We start from the raw sequence: 19,216 nt of genomic DNA, 5'->3' as shown, positions 1-19,216 counted from the left end.
TTTTTATTTTAATTTTTTGTGGTTGTAAGGAATGAAGTAATGAGGTGACAAATGTGTAATCTAAAACCCAATCCTTTTTTAAAAGTAACAGACAATTATTTCCAGTCAAGAAAAAAGTTTCCTATAGGAAACTTTTTTCTTTTAATACTAATTTAGTAACTGATTTAAAAACAATTTTATTTTTAGTCGATTTGTTCATCATCAAGCTTAGATGTGCCACAATTGGCATACTCTTCGTAAAACAAATACAAAATTCATGAGTGATCGTAAAAAGACTGATAAATTTTTTTCTGAAATAATGGCGCGTAACAAAGAACAAGAAAAACCAATAGAACAAATCCAAATTGGAAAACAGCTAAAACAGATCAGAACAAAGAATAAATTGACCTTAGATGAGGCAAGTAAATTAACTGGTTTGGCAAAATCGACCTTATCTAAAATTGAAAATGAGCAGGTTTCTCCTACTTTTGCTGTAATGCAAAAACTGGCTACAGGCTTGAATATAGATATACCACAACTTTTCACGGCTCCTAAAAAATTGCAATCGTGTGGTCGTAGAGATATTACACGGGCTAATGAAGGTTTATCTCATATAACATCAACTTACGAACATAACTTACTGGCAACACAATTAAGTAATAAGCTTATGATGCCGTATATGAGTCGGATACATGCTCGATCTTTTGATGATTTTGGTGACTGGATCCGTCATGAAGGTGAAGAGTTTTTATTCGTAATTGAAGGGCAGGTTCAATTATTAAGTGAATTTTATGAACCCGCTACTCTTAATGTAGGCGACAGTGTTTATTATGATGCTGGCATGGGTCACTTAGCGATATCTGTGAGTGAAGAAGATGCTCTGATTTTATGGATCACAGCGCAATAAAGTTAATAATACTCAACCTCGTTTTTCATCATATCTTTATTATCCGATACTTATATGTCGGATTTTTTATGTCATTTCATTTTTAAAACAAAACTTTAAAATATTAAATGTTTAAATTATGTTTATAATTTAAACATTTAATAGAACTTCTTTGCTAAATATTATTATTATTAATATAAAAAGTGTAATTATTAGTTGAATTGCATTTCCAATTTGTTTACTTTGTTTCATATTGGAAATATAGTTTAACAATTATCTAACTTATTTTTAATTCTAAAAGCTAACTAAAAATCGGATATTAAACCGTTTCACTAAAATAAAAGCGATGGAGTTTGTATGGAATTTGTAACGAGTATCATAAATTATATCAATGGGATTGTTTGGGGGATCCCTATGCTAGTCATGATTTTAGGTGTCGGACTGTTTTTGACCTTTGGGTTGAAAATGATGCCGATTCTAAAATTAGGTACTGGGTTTAAATTGCTTTGGGGTGGCCGCGGGCATAATAAAGAAAAAGACTCTGATGGAGAAATAAGTCCATTTAATGCATTGATGACATCTTTATCGGCAACAATCGGTACTGGTAATATTGCAGGTGTCGCAACAGCAATATTTTTAGGTGGCCCAGGGGCATTATTTTGGATGTGGTGTACGGCATTAGTGGGCATGGCGACCAAATTTGCTGAAGCTGTGTTGGCTGTTAAATATAGAGAAGTTGACAAAAATGGGGAGCATATCGGTGGCCCCATGTATTACATCAAAAATGGTTTATCAAAAAAATGGGCTTGGTTAGGCACTGCATTTGCGGTGTTTGGCTCATTTGCAGGCTTTGGTATTGGAAATACGGTTCAGGCTAATTCAGTTGCCAATGCAATTGAGTCTAATTTTGGTATTGCACCTTGGATCACTGGTTTAGTGATGATGGTATTGGTAGGTGCTGTATTAATGGGAGGCATCAAGCGCATCGCTGATGTAGCAGGAAAACTAGTACCGCTTATGGCTATCTTTTATATTGCAGCAGGTATTATTGTGTTAATTATCAATATTTCAGATATTCCGGCGGCTTTTACACTGATCATTGATAGTGCATTTACAGGCACAGCTGCTGAAGGTGGATTTGCTGGGGCTGCTGTTTGGATGGCAATTCGTTTTGGTGTTGCCAGAGGTGTTTTTTCAAATGAAGCTGGTTTAGGCAGTGCACCAATAGCACATGCAGCTGCACAAACTAAAAACCCGGTAGAGCAGGGGTTAGTTGCAATGTTAGGTACTTTCATTGATACTTTGATTGTATGCTCTATTACTGGATTGGCGATAGTGGTGTCTGGGGAATGGACTTCAGGCGCAACAGGCGCTGCACTAACTTCTGCTGCATTTGAGTCAGCTTTGCCTTACGGTAATTATATTGTTGCAATTGCTTTGTCTGTTTTTGCTTTTACAACGATTTTAGGCTGGAGTGTTTATAGCGAAAAATGTGTTCAATACTTATTGGGTGTCAAGGCTGTGATGCCTTTTAGAGTTTTATGGATCATTGTTGTACCAATTGGTGCTGCGGGTTCTTTAGAATTTATTTGGTTATTAGCAGATACACTTAATGCCATGATGGCAATTCCAAACTTAATTGCTTTAGCATTATTAAGCCCTGTGGTGTTTAAATTAACGCGGGAATACTTTAATAAGATACAACAAAGTGATGTATCAAGTTCAGCAACAGATGCTGGAAAAGTATAACGATATAAGCGGCTTGTAATAGCCGCTTTTTTATGACCATTTTTAAATTTAACTTTTATTTTAGGATTTACTATTTCTCGATAAAAATTAGCTAATTAACAGCAGCCAAATAAAAAGGATTACTATGCTTGATACCATTGATCTATTTATTAAAGTTAATCGTTATAATACTTTTCATGAAGCAGCAGTAAAACTCAATATTCCCCTTGCCACTTTACAACGACGTATTAAAAAATTAGAAGATAATCTTGCTTTGGCACTTTTTTACCGTGAACGTGGTTGTTTACGCTTAACTGAACCAGGAAAGCAATTTTATACTCAATGTTTATCACCTGTCGAAAATCTACAAAATGTCCTAGATAACTTTAAAGGACATTCTCATAATAAAAAAGGTTCAATTAAATTAATTGCTCCCCAAAATTTTATGAAAAGTGAGTTTGTAAATGGGTTATTTAAAGATTTTTCACATCGGTTTCCTGAAATTAAAATTCATATGGTGTTATCTGATGAACGTTTAGATTTAAAAAATACTGAATTTGATCTCGCTGTTCGTATTGGCAAACTTGTAAACTCTCAAAATATTTGCAAAGTAATCAACCGTATGGATTTTGTATTAGCAGCAGCTCCTGAGCTTATTGCTGAATTAGGTTCCCCTAATACCTTTACTGATTTAGCAAAACTACCTCATATTACATTTACGCCTTTTAAAAACTGGAAGTTTTTAGATCATGATGGTCAATATTGTGTCTTTCACCCTGAACCTAATTTTATCGCTAATGATTTTGAAATGTGTGCTCTAGCGGCATTAGAAGGTCGAGGTGTATATTATGGTCCCTTACTTTACTTAAAAAAACATCTTAAAAATGGTGAACTCATCACCTTACTAAATGACTTTCAACCAATTAAAAGAGATATAAATTTAATATGGCCTGATAAATTAATTCCACATAGTACACGTTTATTAATTGATTATTTGAGCGAAAAATTGAGTGAACCATATATATAAAGAAGGTACAAAATACAACCGCCATTTTTGAAAATTCAACTTTCATTCATGTCCCTATAAATGGAGTTAATAGTATTTACAATGAAACCTCGTTCAATAAATAAACAACAAGGTGTTCATTATGAAAAAAATAATCTCTTTATGTGTGTTATGTCATGTGGGTGGGGCATATGCGAATACATCCGTTATATATCCTGATCAACTGAAGGTTGAATCTTTCGGTGCTGGCATATGTTCTACTGATTTTCGTGCGATCACAAAACCAGAAGCTGAAACCTACCGCAACGAAATTGTTAATAAAATGGGGAAGTGGCAAATAACAGCTTTAGCAGATGGGTGGGTTATTATGGGCTCTGGTTATTCAGGAGAAATCAAGCGTAGTTCAGCTTCTAATACTTGGTGTTACCCAAATACACCAATGACTGAAATTCCAGAACTTAATGCTCTTTTTGTAAACCCTGGAAGTAAAAACCAAATAGAGTGGGCGCTCGTTAATAATAAGGCGTCATTTGTGAAGCCATTGTCATATCTGGCGCATTATATGGGATTTGCTTGGGTTGGAGGCAATCGTTCAAATTATGTTGGTGAAGATATGGAAATTACCAAAGCGAATGATGAATGGAAAATTCAAGGGTATAATGGCGGTGATTGCTCGGGTTATCGGTGTGATGAAAAAACAGCAATATCAGTATCAAATTTTGAATATGTTATGGATACAGAATCTTACAGAGTGAAAGGAGAGATAGTTACATCAGATAAAGAATTACAAACAACAATTTCTGTTCCTGCTACAAATGATACTTCTGTTGCACAAATGACTGTTGTTACAATTGAGTATGATGCTCAAACAAATTGGTCAAAAACCAATGACTATAGTGTGTCTGAGTCGGTTACTTTATCAAATACATGGAAATCACCTTCTGTAACGGGTGGTGCTGATACCTCTCTTTCGGTCACAATCTCAGCGGAGCAAGCTTGGGGTAGTAGCAATGGTGGTTCAACTGCAAAAAAAGTAGTTGTTCAAGCAAGAACAAACATTCCTCCTTATACAAGTTTAAATGCAAAATTAGACTTATTTACTGCTTCTATAAGTTATCCCTATGAGTTTGATGCAGACATTGCTTATAACTTGTCAATTGATGGTTTTATGCGCTGGGGCGGTAATGCCTTGTTAAATCACCCAGAAGATAGACCAACAGATAATGCAAGCTTTGTAATTGGCCGTTGGGCTGGTGAAGACAATAGTATTGAATATCAATGGGAGCATAGATATATTCCTGGTGTAAATAAAAAGTGGGATTGGCCATGGATGATTGAGCAAACAAGTTTATCTACAATGAAATATTGGTTAAGTAATATATTAAGACCAAAAAAAACAACACTAAGTGGGAATTTTTATGCTCAAAGCCAATTTGCGGGTAATGTTTATTTTGGTGATGAAAGGCCAATTCCTCAAAATTTAAAAACCTCTCGTAGTGTAATACCTAGCTCAAATGATATTTCAAACAGTGAAAGCCTTAAACAGCAGCTTGAAGATGCTGGGTTTAAAAATGTGAAAGTAAAGATTGAAATAGCAAATTAACCTGAACAGGTGTCATTATCAAATGAAACTGTCGGACTAACTCTTGTAGTCTCGATTGGAATTGACACCTTTCAATTTTAAGCAAACTTAATCGTATGAAATTTTAGAGCTGGTATGAGCTTTGATTTCAACCTATGGGCGTAATACATAAGGAGATATCAACCGACTATCAAATGAAACAATAGGGTTGCTAAAATCATTTGATGTTACAGGTATAAATAATGGCTTAATTGCAATCATATTACCCCCAAGCTAAATCTATCAACCCACATAGGGTATGGGGGAGTTTTTACAGTGTGTATTTTAATCTGGATATGTTGATAAGGCTAAGTTAAAAACTAGTAATCGTCACCCATTAAGCTATGCATTGACTGAAATATACATTTAGGTCCTAGGTTTTAGATATTATCTCAATGGAAAAAACATATTTGAAAATGATGTCAAATGTACACTGATTATCACAGTAAACATGGTTTCAATATCGCTACATACAGTGGCTTGTGTTAATGGCAAGTTATTTGCTGTGCAATCTGTTCCCCTATACTTGTTTAAACTAGAAAAAAAGTTATTATCAAATCGATTTAAAATTCCCTGCGCCTGAAACCAGGCATCACGATTAGTGGCAGCAGTTAAATAATTTAATTCAAACTGGTTTTTAAATGGTTCTGAAAAATCAGAATAGGCGGCGCGAAGAACATATCGCTGTCCACCAAACGATTCAATAGTTCTGAAGTCGCTATATTCACCATAATCTCCTTCTTCATTCAGATCTAACCACTGTTGATTAGCCACCGTATTAAGAAAAGATTCCGGGCTTTTTCTGATCAGTTGCTGTGCATCATGCGTGAGTTGTCGAGCATGATATTGAATGCCGTAATCACAAATACGACAAAACATATTCCCTTGAGCCACCAAAAACTCATCCTGATCAACCACCAGCTCAACACCTTGTGGAACAACGACATTAAGTCCAAAACGTCCATCTTCGTAAATATCAAAAACATACTTGTTATAATTGACTTTATAACCATGAAAAACATGATTAAAGAGCGTAAATACATGTTTCATATTAGTGGGTGTTCCTGACGATGTAAGTAATTGTTCATAGGTTCGGCTTTTAACTTTAATAAAATTAAACTGATGATAATTAACTTCTGTTAATGGAGATAAATAGTCCCCTTTGTTCGGCATTTCTGTGTTCTGCTTAGCAAACGCATGATTAAATAAGTTCGTAAATAAAGATCCCAAAAAGCTGAGGTTGCTATCAAAAGGAGTTGATTGAAGGGATGCGGTATTTCCTTTTTCTGGACTTAACTTATCTACACTAAAAATTTCATTTAACTCATTCTGATATTTTGGCAATTGTGACGTTTTTGATTTAACCAGTGTATTTAAATTGGCTGCCGGGATCACCCAACTTACACTCGACGCTCCGTTTTCCAATCCTCCATTGCCAATGCCAATAAGTTCTCCCTGAATATTGACGATAGGAGAGCCTGAATAACCCGGTAATAAACTACCATCCAGATAATAAATAGGTAGTTTTATATTGAGTTGACTCGTTCGAATGATATTTTTTACTGCATCGGGGGGTAAAAGCACCTGTAGCATTTCAGGCGTCACAAAACCTTTTCTTAATTCACGGGTACTCATGCCGATTGAACCACGATTAAAACCTAGCGCCGACACTTCCGCTTTATATTTAGGTTTTACCTCCTTAAAGGTTAACAATGGCTGCCAACCTGCTATCGGCTTTTTAACTTCAAGCAATACCAGATCGGCGCTAGGCAATACTGCTTTAACGATAGCTTTGCGTTTTAATCGACCAAACTCAACAATAATTTTACTGTTGGGATCGTTACTTAATACATGTAAAGACGTCACTATCTGAGTGTTTGTTTGCCATAAAAACCCAGTTGCAGCCCCCGTAATCCCTTGCTTACCTTTTATCAGTATTCTGACCGTAGACTGACTTAACACCTCAGGATCAAATTCTGCATTGACTCTCACACTACTCATCATTAAGCAAACCCAGAGACAACAGATTAACCTCTTACTAAATCTGATATTCATATTAAAAACCACATAATGTATTTTTAGCCAGTCTAAGAGAAAGCAACCTGTCGTATTCATCTAGTGTTGAATTATCGATTGCCGTAGCGACTGTTTGCCAAGTTTCATTATAATCTATCACCACTGCCAGCAAAGACTGATAACTTATTTGTGCAAACAATGGGGTTAATGCTTCACAACTTTCCATTTTAACTTGGTCAATCATGCACACGGCATCTTTAATTGTTAGCATTAACAACTTTTGCTTATCCTGAGCTACTTCAGTACTTACCACAGCCGCTAATTCTTCCCACACGCCACCCGTCAGTTCAAAGTTATTCAGTACTTCCTCCAATGGTAACGATGCATCAGTGCTTTCTACTTCATCACAACCACTTAGTTCAACGGGGGCGCTAAACAACACACTGCTGTGTTGCTTAATAACCTGCGAATTCGCCATTACTAAAGGTTTTATTTTCGTCTCCCTAAGCTTTGAATTAGAATTAAAGTTAAGGCTCGGGTTAGAGTGCAGCTTGTTTTTTAGTGCAATTTCACCTTGCGCTGCTACCACTGAATTTGCCTGAATAGATATGCCAAATTCTTTTTGCGCAATAAAATCCAACACCTGCTTTTCACTAAAACCAACTGCCATATATTTTTCTTGTAAACTAGTCAGCGAAGGCGAAAAGACATTATGCGACCGCACAATTAAACCAAGAATAGTTCCAATAACGCAAGTAAACCCAAATGAACCTATTCTGACAGCTTTTGCATTCGTAAAATTGGTGTCATTTAACCCTAATATTGCAGCAAGTAAGGTTGTAAGGCTGGCAAACATAGTCGCGACTACAGGAGTCATGCTAGTTCCCATGATAATACCAAGTAACAGGCCTATACCCGAACCTGCATAAAATGACAGTTTCAAACTATTGTCATGTTCTATAACCTTAATGCCAGTAACCTTGGTATTAGTTTCTTTGGTGTCAGCATTGTTACTTTTCACACCATTCTTTTCAGAAATGCGATTATTCATTTAGACTTCCTGTAAAAATTTCACCTGTAAATGACAATCAAACAATTACTTTTTAATAAAATAAAGTCAGAGAAAAAATGAAAAGTGTTTTAACTAGGGCCTGTTAATTTATTGCAGTTCAATTATGTTCAAAATAAGTACTTCACACTTAAGCAGAATGCAACAATCCTCTAATTCGAAACAATGGCTTAGGTATTTTGTAACGGCGCTTACGGCGGTTCGATTTCTTAACACCGAATTGATATTCAAACCTAAATGAAAGGGTATTAATATGGGAGCTGTCTCCAAAATTCAATCGTTCTAACCCTACAGCCACTTCAGTTGCATCTCCCAACCGATATCTTGTTTCTGCCGCTAACATGTACACAATATCTATATGTTCAGTTAAAGCGAAAAAATCACCAGGGAAATACACCAGTTGACTACTCAAAATAGTCGAAATGTTATGAGACCATTGCTTAGAAAGACTTAAGCCTACATTATGAAATTTTCGTGAAACGTCAACATTATTGACACTTGATTGCCAATAGCTAAAATTATAATCTAGTCGAACATCAGACGCATCGAACTTAAATGTACGAGATGTCATCAAGTCCCCCCCGAACACCTTGACGTTATCTGTATATTTTTGAACAATATTTTGATCATAAGTTTGATATTCAATTAAGTATGCATCAGAACGGTCAGCGTAATAGAGGTCAAAACCTAGGGTTATGCCCTTACCGAAATCATGTTCTACAAGTATATCACCCCGTAATTCTCTCGATTTTACTTGTATTTGTGGGTTTGCTTGATTGTATTTATACAAATTTGAATTCGTCACAATTTCAGTATATATGGACGTTCTGTTAAATAGATTCCCCCCTGCAGTAAAAGATAAGTCGGTAGGGTCGGAATCTATCGTAAATAAGTCGCTGCCTGGTTCAATTGTTTTAGGCATAGCTATAGAAACGAAATCTCGACGTACAGAGACAAAATAATCCATTTTTGTATACCAGGGTTTTTGCTTTATATTTTTAAAGTTTTTTATTTCTCTCTTGCTTTCGTTTTCAGAAGCCCCCCCACTAAATGATACGGCTAATATGCTAGCCAAAGCGAATAATTTTAACCACAGTAAAGATATTCTTTTTTGTTTTAAATCCATTAGCTCACCTATAATGATGTTGAGAATAAAGTTTTGGTTAATCCTGTTTCTTATTGTTGTGTTTTATTTGAACAGTTGTGATGATGGATTTCTATGGCAAATCTATTAGGATCACCCTTTTCTAGAAATACTTAAACTTGTTGTGGTAGAGTAATTTTGGCCACCTAGTTAGAGGTGATATCATTTATCTCAGTATTTTTATAGGTGACATAATGAAGAACATAGAAAAGCTTAGAAATAGCCTGCATTAAAGATAAAGCTCACAAAAGCATTCTAAATATCATTCAAATACGGTCTTTTTTATTAATAAACTCCATCATTATCTTCGTTCTAGTTATAAAAATAAAAAATCAGAAAAAACGTAAATGTTTTTGATTGTTAAAAGAATTTAATATCAGTAGAGTGTTTCGATTGAAAAATATAAATAAAAACGAGTAATTCTACAGGCTCGTTATGTGAAAGAGAACGATGCACATATATATCACTGATGATCAGCCAGCCATTGAAGGCTCTATTGAAGAACTAAGAAATATTGCAGGCGGGACAATTTTAAGCGCGGCTTCGCCGCAAAATACCCCCTTCAGTCTGCGTTAAGTTACTAGGGAAGTCGGTGCGTAAATTCATAAATTTAAGCAAAAATAGACAGGTTGAATTGAATAAAGAATTTCCTGATTTATTTAAAATTTATTGTGTAGAAGATACGCCTCATTATAAGAAAGTCGCAATAACTGTATTTGATCACTGGTTAACTCGTGAAGAATTTCAGAATGATTCCCCTGATAAAGCAGAACGTTTATGCAGAGATAAATCATTACATGATTTTGCAAAGGTTATGTCTAAAAACACTGAAATATTGAATTTTAAATTTACAGGTAAATGGGAACGTTGTTCTACGTCCTTTAGAAGGTTTAGCTCTCAAGACTCTTTGGATAATTATTTACATCCCGCTGGTGATAATGACTCATCAGATAAATTTTGTAGGTTAGTTTTACCAGAGTTTTCAGCTGTATATTTTGAAAGCTGGGATTATACGAATATATTTTACATTCAAGATGATAAAATTATTCCACAAATTAAAAAATGGGCTAGTGAAACAGGCGTTTATTGTCTGGAGTATTACTAACTTAACAAGAGACTATGGCTTAAAAAAATCCTTACTTAAGCCTACTTTTTAGGCCACTTGAATGTCTAAAGAGCGGTCTTTATAAAATGCTTTGACAGATCTTAAGGCTATCAGTTTAAATTAAGCTCTATATTGAGGTTTTCACTGAAATTTTGGTTAATTCAATTAAGTAATTAAAAAATTATTAATTGTAATAGGTTCCAATTTTTAAAGGTGGGAACCTATTTCATATTATCGGTGAGAAAACTCTTTTATATGTATTTTACTCTTGATGCTATTTTTTAGACTACAAATGTCAGGGATGCTTTTTTGAGTTAAATAACACACCTTTAAACCTTTGTTTAAATAATTTTCAATTTGTGCAGTGGTATTTGTTGAGGCGGTTTCGCGTTCGGCATCTCGACGAATTAATTCGACGATATCAGGATTAATATTATCGTCAAAAATAGCGATATCTGATTTTTGCATATGTCTTAAAGCACCCAAAGTTAAACTATCAGGGTCTGTGGGGGTTTGAATAATATAAAGCTCAGGTGCAATCTCTATTTGGTTATCAGCGGCATTAATTAGTGCTTCAAATAAATCATCTAGCTGTTGCGTATCTTCACTGCGACTGGATGAAAAAAAACTTTCCCAAAAGTCTCGGCGTTTTGCTACGTTATCTAATGTGTCTTTAACTTGTTGGCGTTTTTCACCTGCAAATTTAGCTATTTCACCTAAATTATGTGGTATTAAGGTTTCTAATTTTGCGCGCCAATAGCGTAATAATACCGGAGACATGCCTTCGCTAGACATGGCAAATGTCATTGGGGTTCTGTCTACAATAGATGGCGTAATAAAATGACATAGGGCAGGGCTATCTACGACATTGGCTAAAACGTTTGCTAATGTGGCATCTTTGCTGATTTCTTTATTAAGTTCATTGTTTTCGGTTGCTACAAAAACAAGTTGCTTATCGTTTAAAAGTGACTTTTCATAAAAGCCTTTAATATAAGTAATTTTATTATTGTGCGCTAACTGAGTTAAACAGGGTGATAAATCAGGAGAAACAACAGTGACAGCAGCGGGGGTTTTTAGCATGAGCTCTACTTTTCTAGTTGCCACTTCTCCGCCACCTACAACTAATACTTTTAACTGCTTGCCATCTACAAAAATAGGGAAATATTGCACAAAAATTCCTTTGTAATGTAACGCGTTTTAAAATATAAATCGCGTTATTTTCTTTTAGTGGCTGGTACCACGTTCGTAATGTGTTTTGTTATATACATTATACTTACCGGATGGTTTTTTCATGGGTAAGCGTTTAATTTCTTTTAATGTATTGGCATCATACACGATTACAGCGCCATCGTTATCCCAAATACTTAATAATACATATTTACCATTTTTGGTAAACTCAACATGGGCTGCGGTTTTTCCTGGTACAGGAGCGATGGTTTTTACAATTTTGAGCGTATTTTTATCAATGATATGCACCTTTTCTTTGTTTGGTCCAAAAAAAACATCGACCCAAGCATAAGGAGACTTATTATGGCTACGCATGAAAAAACCAGGCCCTTGGGTTTTTATTTCTTTAATAACTTGCCAATTTTCCATATCAATCACAGAAACTAAGCCATCTTTAATATTAGGTGAGGCAAAAACTTGTTTGCCTTTATAATCCCAAGTAATACCTGAACCTAAATGCGGCATGCCTTGCATTTTTATGGTAGCAATTTTTTTACTACGATCTAAATTAATAACCTGACCATAGTGTTTTTCACGTGATGTGCCAATCAAATGAATATAATCGGGATCAAAAAAGAAGTCATCTAGATAGTCTTCTGTGGTGATGCGCTTTATCGGAAATTGACTTGTCGACTCCCAGTTTTCAACGGCAACTTTACCGCCGTTTTTTTGCTGAGTATTTTCAAAGGAAGCATGTGCTGAAGCTTTGTAAACGGTTACACCATCTTCGCTACTATAAGGAATTTCCCATACTTCTTTTACATCTTTTAAAGCCACAATAAAACTGGTGCGTGGTGGTGCGTTATAAACGGCGCTTACACGTGAGCTGATACCATTTTTATCTTTAACATCTATGACTTTAATAGGACTTAAATCTTTTGTATCTAATATCACTAAACTATGAGGTAAATAATTTCCTACAATGGCATATTTTCCATCACTTGATATTGCCATGTTTCGTGTATTGATCCCTGCACGAATTTCAGACACTGTTTTCATATTATAAATGTCGTATTTGCTGATCCAACCATCTCTTGATGCAAAATAAACAAATCGCCCATCAGGAGAGTATTTAGGCCCACCGTGTAAAGCAAAGCGGGTTTTAAAGCGGGTGATTGGCTCAAAAGTATCCCCGTTTAATAAGGTTGCTGAGTGATCGCCAAGTTCTACCACTATGAATAAATTCATCAAATCAGCTTCAAATTGTGGCGTATTTGGTAGCTTATTTTGGTCAAAATGTTTAATTTGGCTGGCTTTAATATCAGCTAAGCGCCACTTAGGTAAAGTGTTAGCCGGTGTATAAATATACTCAACTAAAGCAGATATTTCAGGCTGAGATAGGGTTTTGCTAAATCCTGGCATTTGAGTTGCTACCCTGCCATTATTTATCACCTCAGATGCCTTCGTTTTACGTAATCGAGATAAATTTTCGGGAAATAACGCAGGTCCCATACCGCCTAATCGATTTATACCATGACAACTTTGACAGTTTTTCTCATATAAACCTTGCGTATTTATTGTGTCATTGGCTATGAGTGATAAAGGTAACAATAAAAACGAACTGGTTAAAAATCGGTATAACTTTGATTTTTTCATTCAGTCACCTCATTTGCTACAAGGTTATTTACTTCGCCTGTTTTTTTAGTAACCAAAGACTTTAAATAACCTGACTGACCAATATTTTGTGTATTGAATTGATCAACTACTTTACCTAATACAATCAGTGCGGGTGGTGTAATATTATGCTTTATAACAAGCTGAGGTAAGTTTGCTAATGTGCCTCGGTATACCTCTTGGTTTTCTCTGGTGCCATTTCTGATCAAGGCCGCAGGGGTGTTTTTATCTCTACCATGCTCTATCAGTTTTTGACTAATAATAGGCAGGCTATTTATACCCATATAAAATATAACGGTTTGGCAATCATTACTTAAGCTTTGCCAAGGTAAATTAAGTTGTCCATCATTTTGTAAATGACCGGTAATAAAACTACAGCCTTGTGCTACGCCTCGGTGTGTTAATGGAATACCTGCATAAGTTGTGCAAGCCGATGCTGCTGTGATGCCATTGGCAACATGACAACTAATGCCTTTGGCGAGTAAATATTCTGCTTCTTCACCTCCGCGGCCAAAAACAAAGGGATCGCCGCCTTTTAACCTTAATACACGTTTTCCTTTAAGTGCTTGCTCTGCCAGTATTTCATTTATTTTTTTTTGGGGGACACAATGTTTAGCTTGCTCTTTACCGACATAAATTTTCTCACAATTATCTGGTAAAAGCGCCATGATGTCATCACTGACTAATCTGTCGTAAATTGCGACTTCGGCTTGCTCTATAAAACGTAAAACTTTAATGGTTAATAATTCTGGATCACCAGGGCCTGAGCCAACTAAAGCGACTTCACCTGCTTGTAACTGCCCTTTTGTTGCTATTTTTTTTAGTAAATTGCTCATTATGACTCTCTTACTCACGACGGTGTGATTTATAATTGTGTAACTTCAATCTGACGGATTGTTTTTTTATTGGCGGCAATGCCAATTTCGTGATTTGTTAAATAACAACCTGGATCTTCAGCCCAAGGATCTCCGGTTTGAGCAAATGCTCTGGTGCGTGTATTACCGCCACAAATATTCAAATATTGACAGTGTGCGCACCGACCTTTTACCGGGCGAGGAGATTGTCTAAAACCTAGCATTAATGGGTCTTGCGTATTAGCCCATACATCTGAGAATTTTTCTTTTCTAACATTACCTAAGGGGTGGTTCCACCAATAAGTATCTGGATGAATCGTGCCTGTATTATCTATATTGGCAACATTGACGCCTGATGCATTACCGCCCCAATTGATTAGATGCTGCTTCAAGTTGTTTAATCTGGGAGCATAAATAGGATCGTTTGCGAATTTTTTATGTGCCCACTGTAGTAAAAATGGGCCATCGGCATCATTATTACCTGTAACAAAGTCAGATTCTCTGCCATCTAAAATATGTTGCCAGGCACGCTCAAATAATTGTTCCATGCTTTTTTTGGTCATTTCAAACATGGCATCACGGTCGGCATTTCGTTTACCACGGCCAGAGTAGTTAAGATGAGACATATAAAACTTATCAACCTGACATGTTTCCATTAGGTCTAACATTGCTTCTAAATCATCTTTATTATCTCGAGTTAAACATAAGCGTAACCCGACCTTAATACCTACTTTTTTACACAATTCTATGGCGTGTAATGAAGCTTTAAAGCTGCCTTTTTGACGACGAAATTCATCGTGATAGGCTTCTAAACCATCAATAGAAATACCGACATATTGATATTGTGCCGCTTTTATTTGAGCGATATTATTTTCATTGATCAAGGTACCGTTGGTCGATAAAGCCAGATAAAAACCAAGTGACTTAGCATAAGCCGTCAATTCAAATATATCGGGTCTCATTAGAGGTTCACCGCCAGATAAAATAAGCACTGGCACATGGGCTAGCTTTAAATCATCCATGGTATCTTTAATTTCTTGAGTTGATAATTCCCCCGAAAAATCAATGTCTAATGAAGTTGCATAACAATGTTTGCAGCTTAAATTACAACGGCGGATCAAGTTCCATATCACCACAGGTCCTAACATTTTCCGTGCGGGTTTGACTGGTGTATCCAATGTCATTGTTTTTAATAAATGAGATATTCTAAACATGTGTTGCCCCTGTGAACCTATGTTTGGTTATCAATTAATTTCTTACTTTAAGCCTGAGCCCTGTTTTTTTTAAAATACGTGTACTGGTTAATACATCTTGTGATTTACCTTGATGAGTTTGCAGTACATCTTTAAGTAATTCTTTGATCTGATCTTGATAATGTTGCACTTCTTGCGTATTTCTTCCGTGGATCATGGCAAAGAGATTGTAATGCCAGTTTGGGAGGTGTCTAGGCCGTAAATAACAGTGACTCACAAAAGGTAATTCACCTATTTTTTTACCATACTCAATTGCTTTATCGTCTTTAATATCCCAGGTTGTCATGCCATTTAAGATATAACCTAATTTATAATGGTTAGGTACGGCCGCAATACGGCGAATAATACCGCGTGAGATTAAGTCAGATGTAATGTCTAATGTTTGATCAACTGTGATTTTGAGTTGTTCGGCTAACCAATGATATGGTTGGCTGCAAATCGGTAAACCTTTTTGTGTTAAAACGATATAAGCTCTTTCAAGTTCATTGAGTTGTTGTGTATCAGTTGTCATAAAAACTCCTTTATACAGGTAAATACAGACCTACAAAAAACTCATGTTCTTTGGGCATGTTGACTACGCTTATACCAGTCTTTTTTTCTATTTGTTCAATCACCTCTAATATTTCATTTTGGGTTTCTGTTCCAATTACAAACCACATATTGAGTTGATTTTCACGTTCATAATTATGTGCTACTTGCTCAAAGGAATTTACGATTTTTGCTATATCATCAAATTGTGCTTGAGGTACTTGCATTGCAGCTAAGGTAAATGCACCTCCTAAACATGCAGCATCAAACATAGGACCAAAACGCGTTAATAAACCGCTATCAAGCATATCTTGTAATTTATTTAGCACAATTTCTTCTGTTGTTTTAAGCGCAATCGCAATGGCTAAAAATGGCTTTTCACACACTGGCAAGCCTTTTTGTAATAAATTGATAAGTTGTTTATCTAAGTTATCCATTTAATTTTCCTGTTCATTGTTGTGACTGGAAGTTACTGCATAACGAGCGCCTTGCTGTTTATAGGCAATTGTTGAAAAAAGAACATTTTTATCTATATGAGATAAATCATATTTTTTACAAATATCTTCTAGTTGCGCTAACACTTGTTCACGATTTTTCCCATGGATCATGCAAAATAAGTTGTAAGGCCAGTGTGGTAATACGCGAGGACGACGGTAGCATAAAGTTACAATTGGCTCTTGGGATAGCTGCTGTGCTATTAAATCAACTTTGGCAGAATCTATATTCCAAACAACCATGGCATTGGCGTTATAACCAAGTTTACGGTGGCGTACAACTAAACCAAATCGGCGAATTAAACCTTGTTGCTGCCAGGCATCTATCGTATTAATGACCTGTTGTTCTGTCACTGGATCACTTGGTGTTGAAATTTGTTGTGCAATTGCAAAATAAGGCTCTGAAACTAAAGGTAAACCTTGTTCTATCTCAGCAAAAAGCATTTCTTGTTGCAATTTATTTATGCTGTTTTTTATGTGGCTTTTATTTAGGGGAAATGTCATTAGCTTGCCTTTTGGTGTTGGTTAAAACTAACATCAAACGACAAATCAATATAATATGATTTTTCCATTGGGAGTACTAAAACCTCATGCTGTGTGGCTTGCTCTATTTCTTTAATCGTTTGATATACAGCGATGCGATTTGCCCCCGTAACAACAAACCATAAGTTGTATTTATGTTCACGGGCATAATTATGATTAACTTGCTCAAATTCATTAACAAGGTTGGCAATCTCATCTATTTTATTTTCTTTAACACTTATAGCTGCAAGTGTGCTTGAGCCTGCGCGCTTATGATCAAAAACAGGACCTAAACGAGAGAGAATTCCCGTTTGTTTTAATTGATTTAAACAGTCAATAACGGTTTGCTCTGTTGTATTAAATTCATTTGCTAATTGCAAAAATGGGCGAGAGCACAATGGAAAGCCACGTTGATACGCATTGATTAATTGTTGTGTTAATTTAGATGCGATTACTGATGAAATATCCATAGTTATAATCCGATTTGATGTGCGCGGTTAGTAAAAAAAATACCACTTGGGTGAGTTGCTGGAATTTGTTTTAACAGTTGTTGTTGTTTGGTATCGTAAATTTGAATGATGTTTTCATCTCGCACTGACATCCAAACATGTTCACCTCTGGGTGTAAATTCCATATGTAATACACCTTTTCCGGGTTTTAGTGTCTTAATTAATGAGTTACTTTGAGTATCAATAATTTGAATTGTATCGTTGCGAGGAAAAGCAAAGTTAACCCAAACGTAGCGATTATCGGGCTGTGCCATTACAAAAACCGGTTGACCATGTACTTTGATTTCGCCTGCTTGTTGCCAAGTTCTTGTATTGATCACCAATACTTTATGTTGGCCAACTGCAGGTACAAAAGCGAATTCACCTGCCATCGCCCAACCTTCTAAGTGAGGCATTTTATAAACAGGTAGTTTTTTATCTCCTTTACCATAATTTTTTAAAATATGTTTTACGCCATTTTCTGGATGCCATAAATCAATTAATGCCATGCCATCTTCACCAAATAACCCTGCAATGTAGTATCTTCCATCAGGGCTTATTAATGCATCATACGGTGCACGACCAATATCTGTGTATTTTGTGATGTGATACTGAGGTTTTGAAAAGTCAGCTACCCAAATCTCATCGCTGTCGAATAAACTAAATACAAATTTTTGTCCGGGGGCATCCACTAAACCAACCACTTTAGAGCGTTTAGTTGTACCATCTTTATTTTTAGCATGGCCTAAAAGTTTAGTTGCACTAATATCTGCAATTAATTCTAAAGTATCAGCATCAAATACTTTAACGCCGCCCGGTGTATAGTTTGAGACTGCAACGAGCTTTCCATCTTGGCTGATTGCACCGCCAATACTGTTGCCAGATTGAATAATGCGTTTATCGATTTGATCTTTTAAAATATCAATTTTTGTTAAACCCCCATCTCTGCCAAATACGTAAGCAAATCTTTGATCGCGTGAATAAACAATGGAGGCATGAGATAAATCACCCAAACCATCTATATGTGCTAATGTGGTTTTAGATGTATGGTTTACAATTTGTACTTGTCCTGTTGCACGCTCAATTACGACACCCATATCACCTGTTGCTCTGAGGTTATCAGGTGTTGTATTCATACAGGCGTTCAGAGATAAAGTTAATATGCAGATACATATCAGTTGTATTTGATATTTCATTTAAATGTTCCTTTTTTTAACTCTTGCGCAATCCACTTTGCTTCTATGGGCGTGAGTATTTCTTTCCAGGGAGGCATTGCAGTACCTGGGCGACCATTTATGATGGTGAAAGTGAGAAAGTCGATAGGTTTATTTTTTAAATCTTCGGGTAAAATAGCAGTGCCTAAACCGCCTTTTAAAGTCATACCATGACATGAACCACAATCTTGTTTTACTATGTGAAATAGCTCTTTTTGTCTTTGTTTAGAAACATTATTTTGATTCGCTAATACACTGTTTGAAACTATGAATACACAACAAAATATGCCGATGAAGGTTAATTTCATGATGGGGTATGCCCTCATTATTACATTATCTAAGCGTAAATTTAGCAGTACAAAAACAAAAATAATTTGTTTCGGATCATGCTTTTTACATATGTTTTAGGTTGAATCGAGCCACTTTGATTTTGATCAATTGACCGAAGGAAAATTTCATGAAGGCAAG

Annotated in this window: 18 protein-coding genes; 5 read left to right on the top strand and 13 right to left on the bottom strand. The window is 35.8% G+C overall.

Annotated elements, in window-relative coordinates:
* Window positions 1–256 precede the first annotated feature (256 nt).
* From BM088_RS13960 to BM088_RS13945, 4 genes are all read left to right on the top strand, one after another.
* The gene (locus BM088_RS13960; protein ID WP_091985045.1) at window positions 257–886 is read left to right on the top strand and encodes a helix-turn-helix domain-containing protein; all 630 of its coding nucleotides are present in this window, start codon (window positions 257–259) and stop codon (window positions 884–886) included.
* A gap of 336 nt (window positions 887–1,222) precedes the next feature.
* Window positions 1,223–2,614 carry an alanine/glycine:cation symporter family protein gene (locus BM088_RS13955; RefSeq protein WP_091985042.1) on the top strand — a complete coding sequence of 464 codons (1,392 nt, stop codon included), beginning with the start codon at window positions 1,223–1,225 and terminating at the stop codon, window positions 2,612–2,614.
* Window positions 2,615–2,738: 124 nt separating this feature from the next.
* Complete coding sequence (locus BM088_RS13950; protein WP_091985040.1) at window positions 2,739–3,620, top strand: LysR family transcriptional regulator; 882 nt, start codon at window positions 2,739–2,741, stop codon at window positions 3,618–3,620.
* Window positions 3,621–3,741: 121 nt separating this feature from the next.
* On the top strand, window positions 3,742–5,202 hold the full coding sequence (locus BM088_RS13945; RefSeq protein WP_091985037.1) for an aerolysin family beta-barrel pore-forming toxin: 1,461 nt from the start codon (window positions 3,742–3,744) through the stop codon (window positions 5,200–5,202).
* 405 nt (window positions 5,203–5,607) lie between these two features.
* Here the strand turns inward: BM088_RS13945 and BM088_RS13940 are convergent, their stop codons facing one another.
* From BM088_RS13940 to BM088_RS13930, 3 genes are all read right to left on the bottom strand, one after another.
* Window positions 5,608–7,224, bottom strand: coding sequence for a S1 family peptidase (locus BM088_RS13940; RefSeq protein ID WP_177208048.1), 1,617 nt, complete (start codon window positions 7,222–7,224; stop codon window positions 5,608–5,610).
* Window positions 7,225–7,276: 52 nt separating this feature from the next.
* Entirely contained in the window at window positions 7,277–8,287 is a 1,011-nt protein-coding gene (locus BM088_RS13935) for a hypothetical protein (protein WP_091985032.1), read from the bottom strand.
* Window positions 8,288–8,435: 148 nt separating this feature from the next.
* Window positions 8,436–9,431 (bottom strand): hypothetical protein, encoded by a 996-nt coding sequence (locus BM088_RS13930; RefSeq protein ID WP_091985029.1) that lies wholly within the window; start codon window positions 9,429–9,431, stop codon window positions 8,436–8,438.
* 610 nt (window positions 9,432–10,041) lie between these two features.
* On the opposite strand from BM088_RS13930, the gene BM088_RS13925 reads away from it, so the two are divergent.
* On the top strand, window positions 10,042–10,554 hold the full coding sequence (locus tag BM088_RS13925) for a hypothetical protein (RefSeq protein ID WP_091985027.1): 513 nt from the start codon (window positions 10,042–10,044) through the stop codon (window positions 10,552–10,554).
* A gap of 231 nt (window positions 10,555–10,785) precedes the next feature.
* Here BM088_RS13925 and BM088_RS13920 read toward each other — a convergent pair whose 3' ends face one another.
* From BM088_RS13920 to BM088_RS13875, 10 genes are read right to left on the bottom strand one after another with little or no spacing between them, the layout of a single operon-like run.
* Window positions 10,786–11,724 carry a siroheme synthase gene (locus BM088_RS13920; RefSeq protein ID WP_177208047.1) on the bottom strand — a complete coding sequence of 313 codons (939 nt, stop codon included), beginning with the start codon at window positions 11,722–11,724 and terminating at the stop codon, window positions 10,786–10,788.
* A 54-nt stretch (window positions 11,725–11,778) separates the two neighbouring features.
* Complete coding sequence (locus tag BM088_RS13915; protein ID WP_091985021.1) at window positions 11,779–13,377, bottom strand: nitrite reductase; 1,599 nt, start codon at window positions 13,375–13,377, stop codon at window positions 11,779–11,781.
* Window positions 13,374–14,231, bottom strand: coding sequence for a uroporphyrinogen-III C-methyltransferase (cobA, locus tag BM088_RS13910; RefSeq protein ID WP_091985019.1), 858 nt, complete (start codon window positions 14,229–14,231; stop codon window positions 13,374–13,376). Before cobA ends, BM088_RS13915 begins: the two co-directional genes overlap by 4 nt.
* A 29-nt stretch (window positions 14,232–14,260) precedes the next feature.
* A complete protein-coding gene (gene nirJ, locus BM088_RS13905) occupies window positions 14,261–15,463 on the bottom strand; it encodes a heme d1 biosynthesis radical SAM protein NirJ (protein WP_091985016.1) in 1,203 nt (400 codons plus the stop codon).
* 34 nt (window positions 15,464–15,497) lie between these two features.
* Complete coding sequence (ahbB, locus tag BM088_RS13900; RefSeq protein ID WP_091985013.1) at window positions 15,498–16,013, bottom strand: siroheme decarboxylase subunit beta; 516 nt, start codon at window positions 16,011–16,013, stop codon at window positions 15,498–15,500.
* 10 nt (window positions 16,014–16,023) lie between these two features.
* Window positions 16,024–16,467 carry an Lrp/AsnC family transcriptional regulator gene (locus BM088_RS13895; protein ID WP_091985011.1) on the bottom strand — a complete coding sequence of 148 codons (444 nt, stop codon included), beginning with the start codon at window positions 16,465–16,467 and terminating at the stop codon, window positions 16,024–16,026.
* Window positions 16,468–17,028 (bottom strand): siroheme decarboxylase subunit beta, encoded by a 561-nt coding sequence (gene ahbB, locus BM088_RS13890; protein WP_218156523.1) that lies wholly within the window; start codon window positions 17,026–17,028, stop codon window positions 16,468–16,470.
* Window positions 17,028–17,516: an Lrp/AsnC family transcriptional regulator gene (locus BM088_RS13885; protein ID WP_091985008.1), complete on the bottom strand. Its 489-nt coding sequence runs from the start codon at window positions 17,514–17,516 to the stop codon at window positions 17,028–17,030. Before BM088_RS13885 ends, ahbB (BM088_RS13890) begins: the two co-directional genes overlap by 1 nt.
* Before the next feature lie 2 nt (window positions 17,517–17,518).
* Window positions 17,519–18,730: a cytochrome D1 domain-containing protein gene (locus BM088_RS13880; protein WP_091985006.1), complete on the bottom strand. Its 1,212-nt coding sequence runs from the start codon at window positions 18,728–18,730 to the stop codon at window positions 17,519–17,521.
* On the bottom strand, window positions 18,727–19,056 hold the full coding sequence (locus tag BM088_RS13875) for a c-type cytochrome (protein ID WP_091985003.1): 330 nt from the start codon (window positions 19,054–19,056) through the stop codon (window positions 18,727–18,729). Before BM088_RS13875 ends, BM088_RS13880 begins: the two co-directional genes overlap by 4 nt.
* Window positions 19,057–19,216 lie beyond the last annotated feature (160 nt).

Origin of the sequence: Pseudoalteromonas denitrificans DSM 6059 (assembly GCF_900112265.1) — a bacterium.
Classification (GTDB): Bacteria; Pseudomonadota; Gammaproteobacteria; order Enterobacterales; family Alteromonadaceae; genus Pseudoalteromonas; species Pseudoalteromonas denitrificans.
Note: the sequence above shows the minus strand (reverse complement) of the source record. Positions and strands in the feature narration are given on the sequence as shown.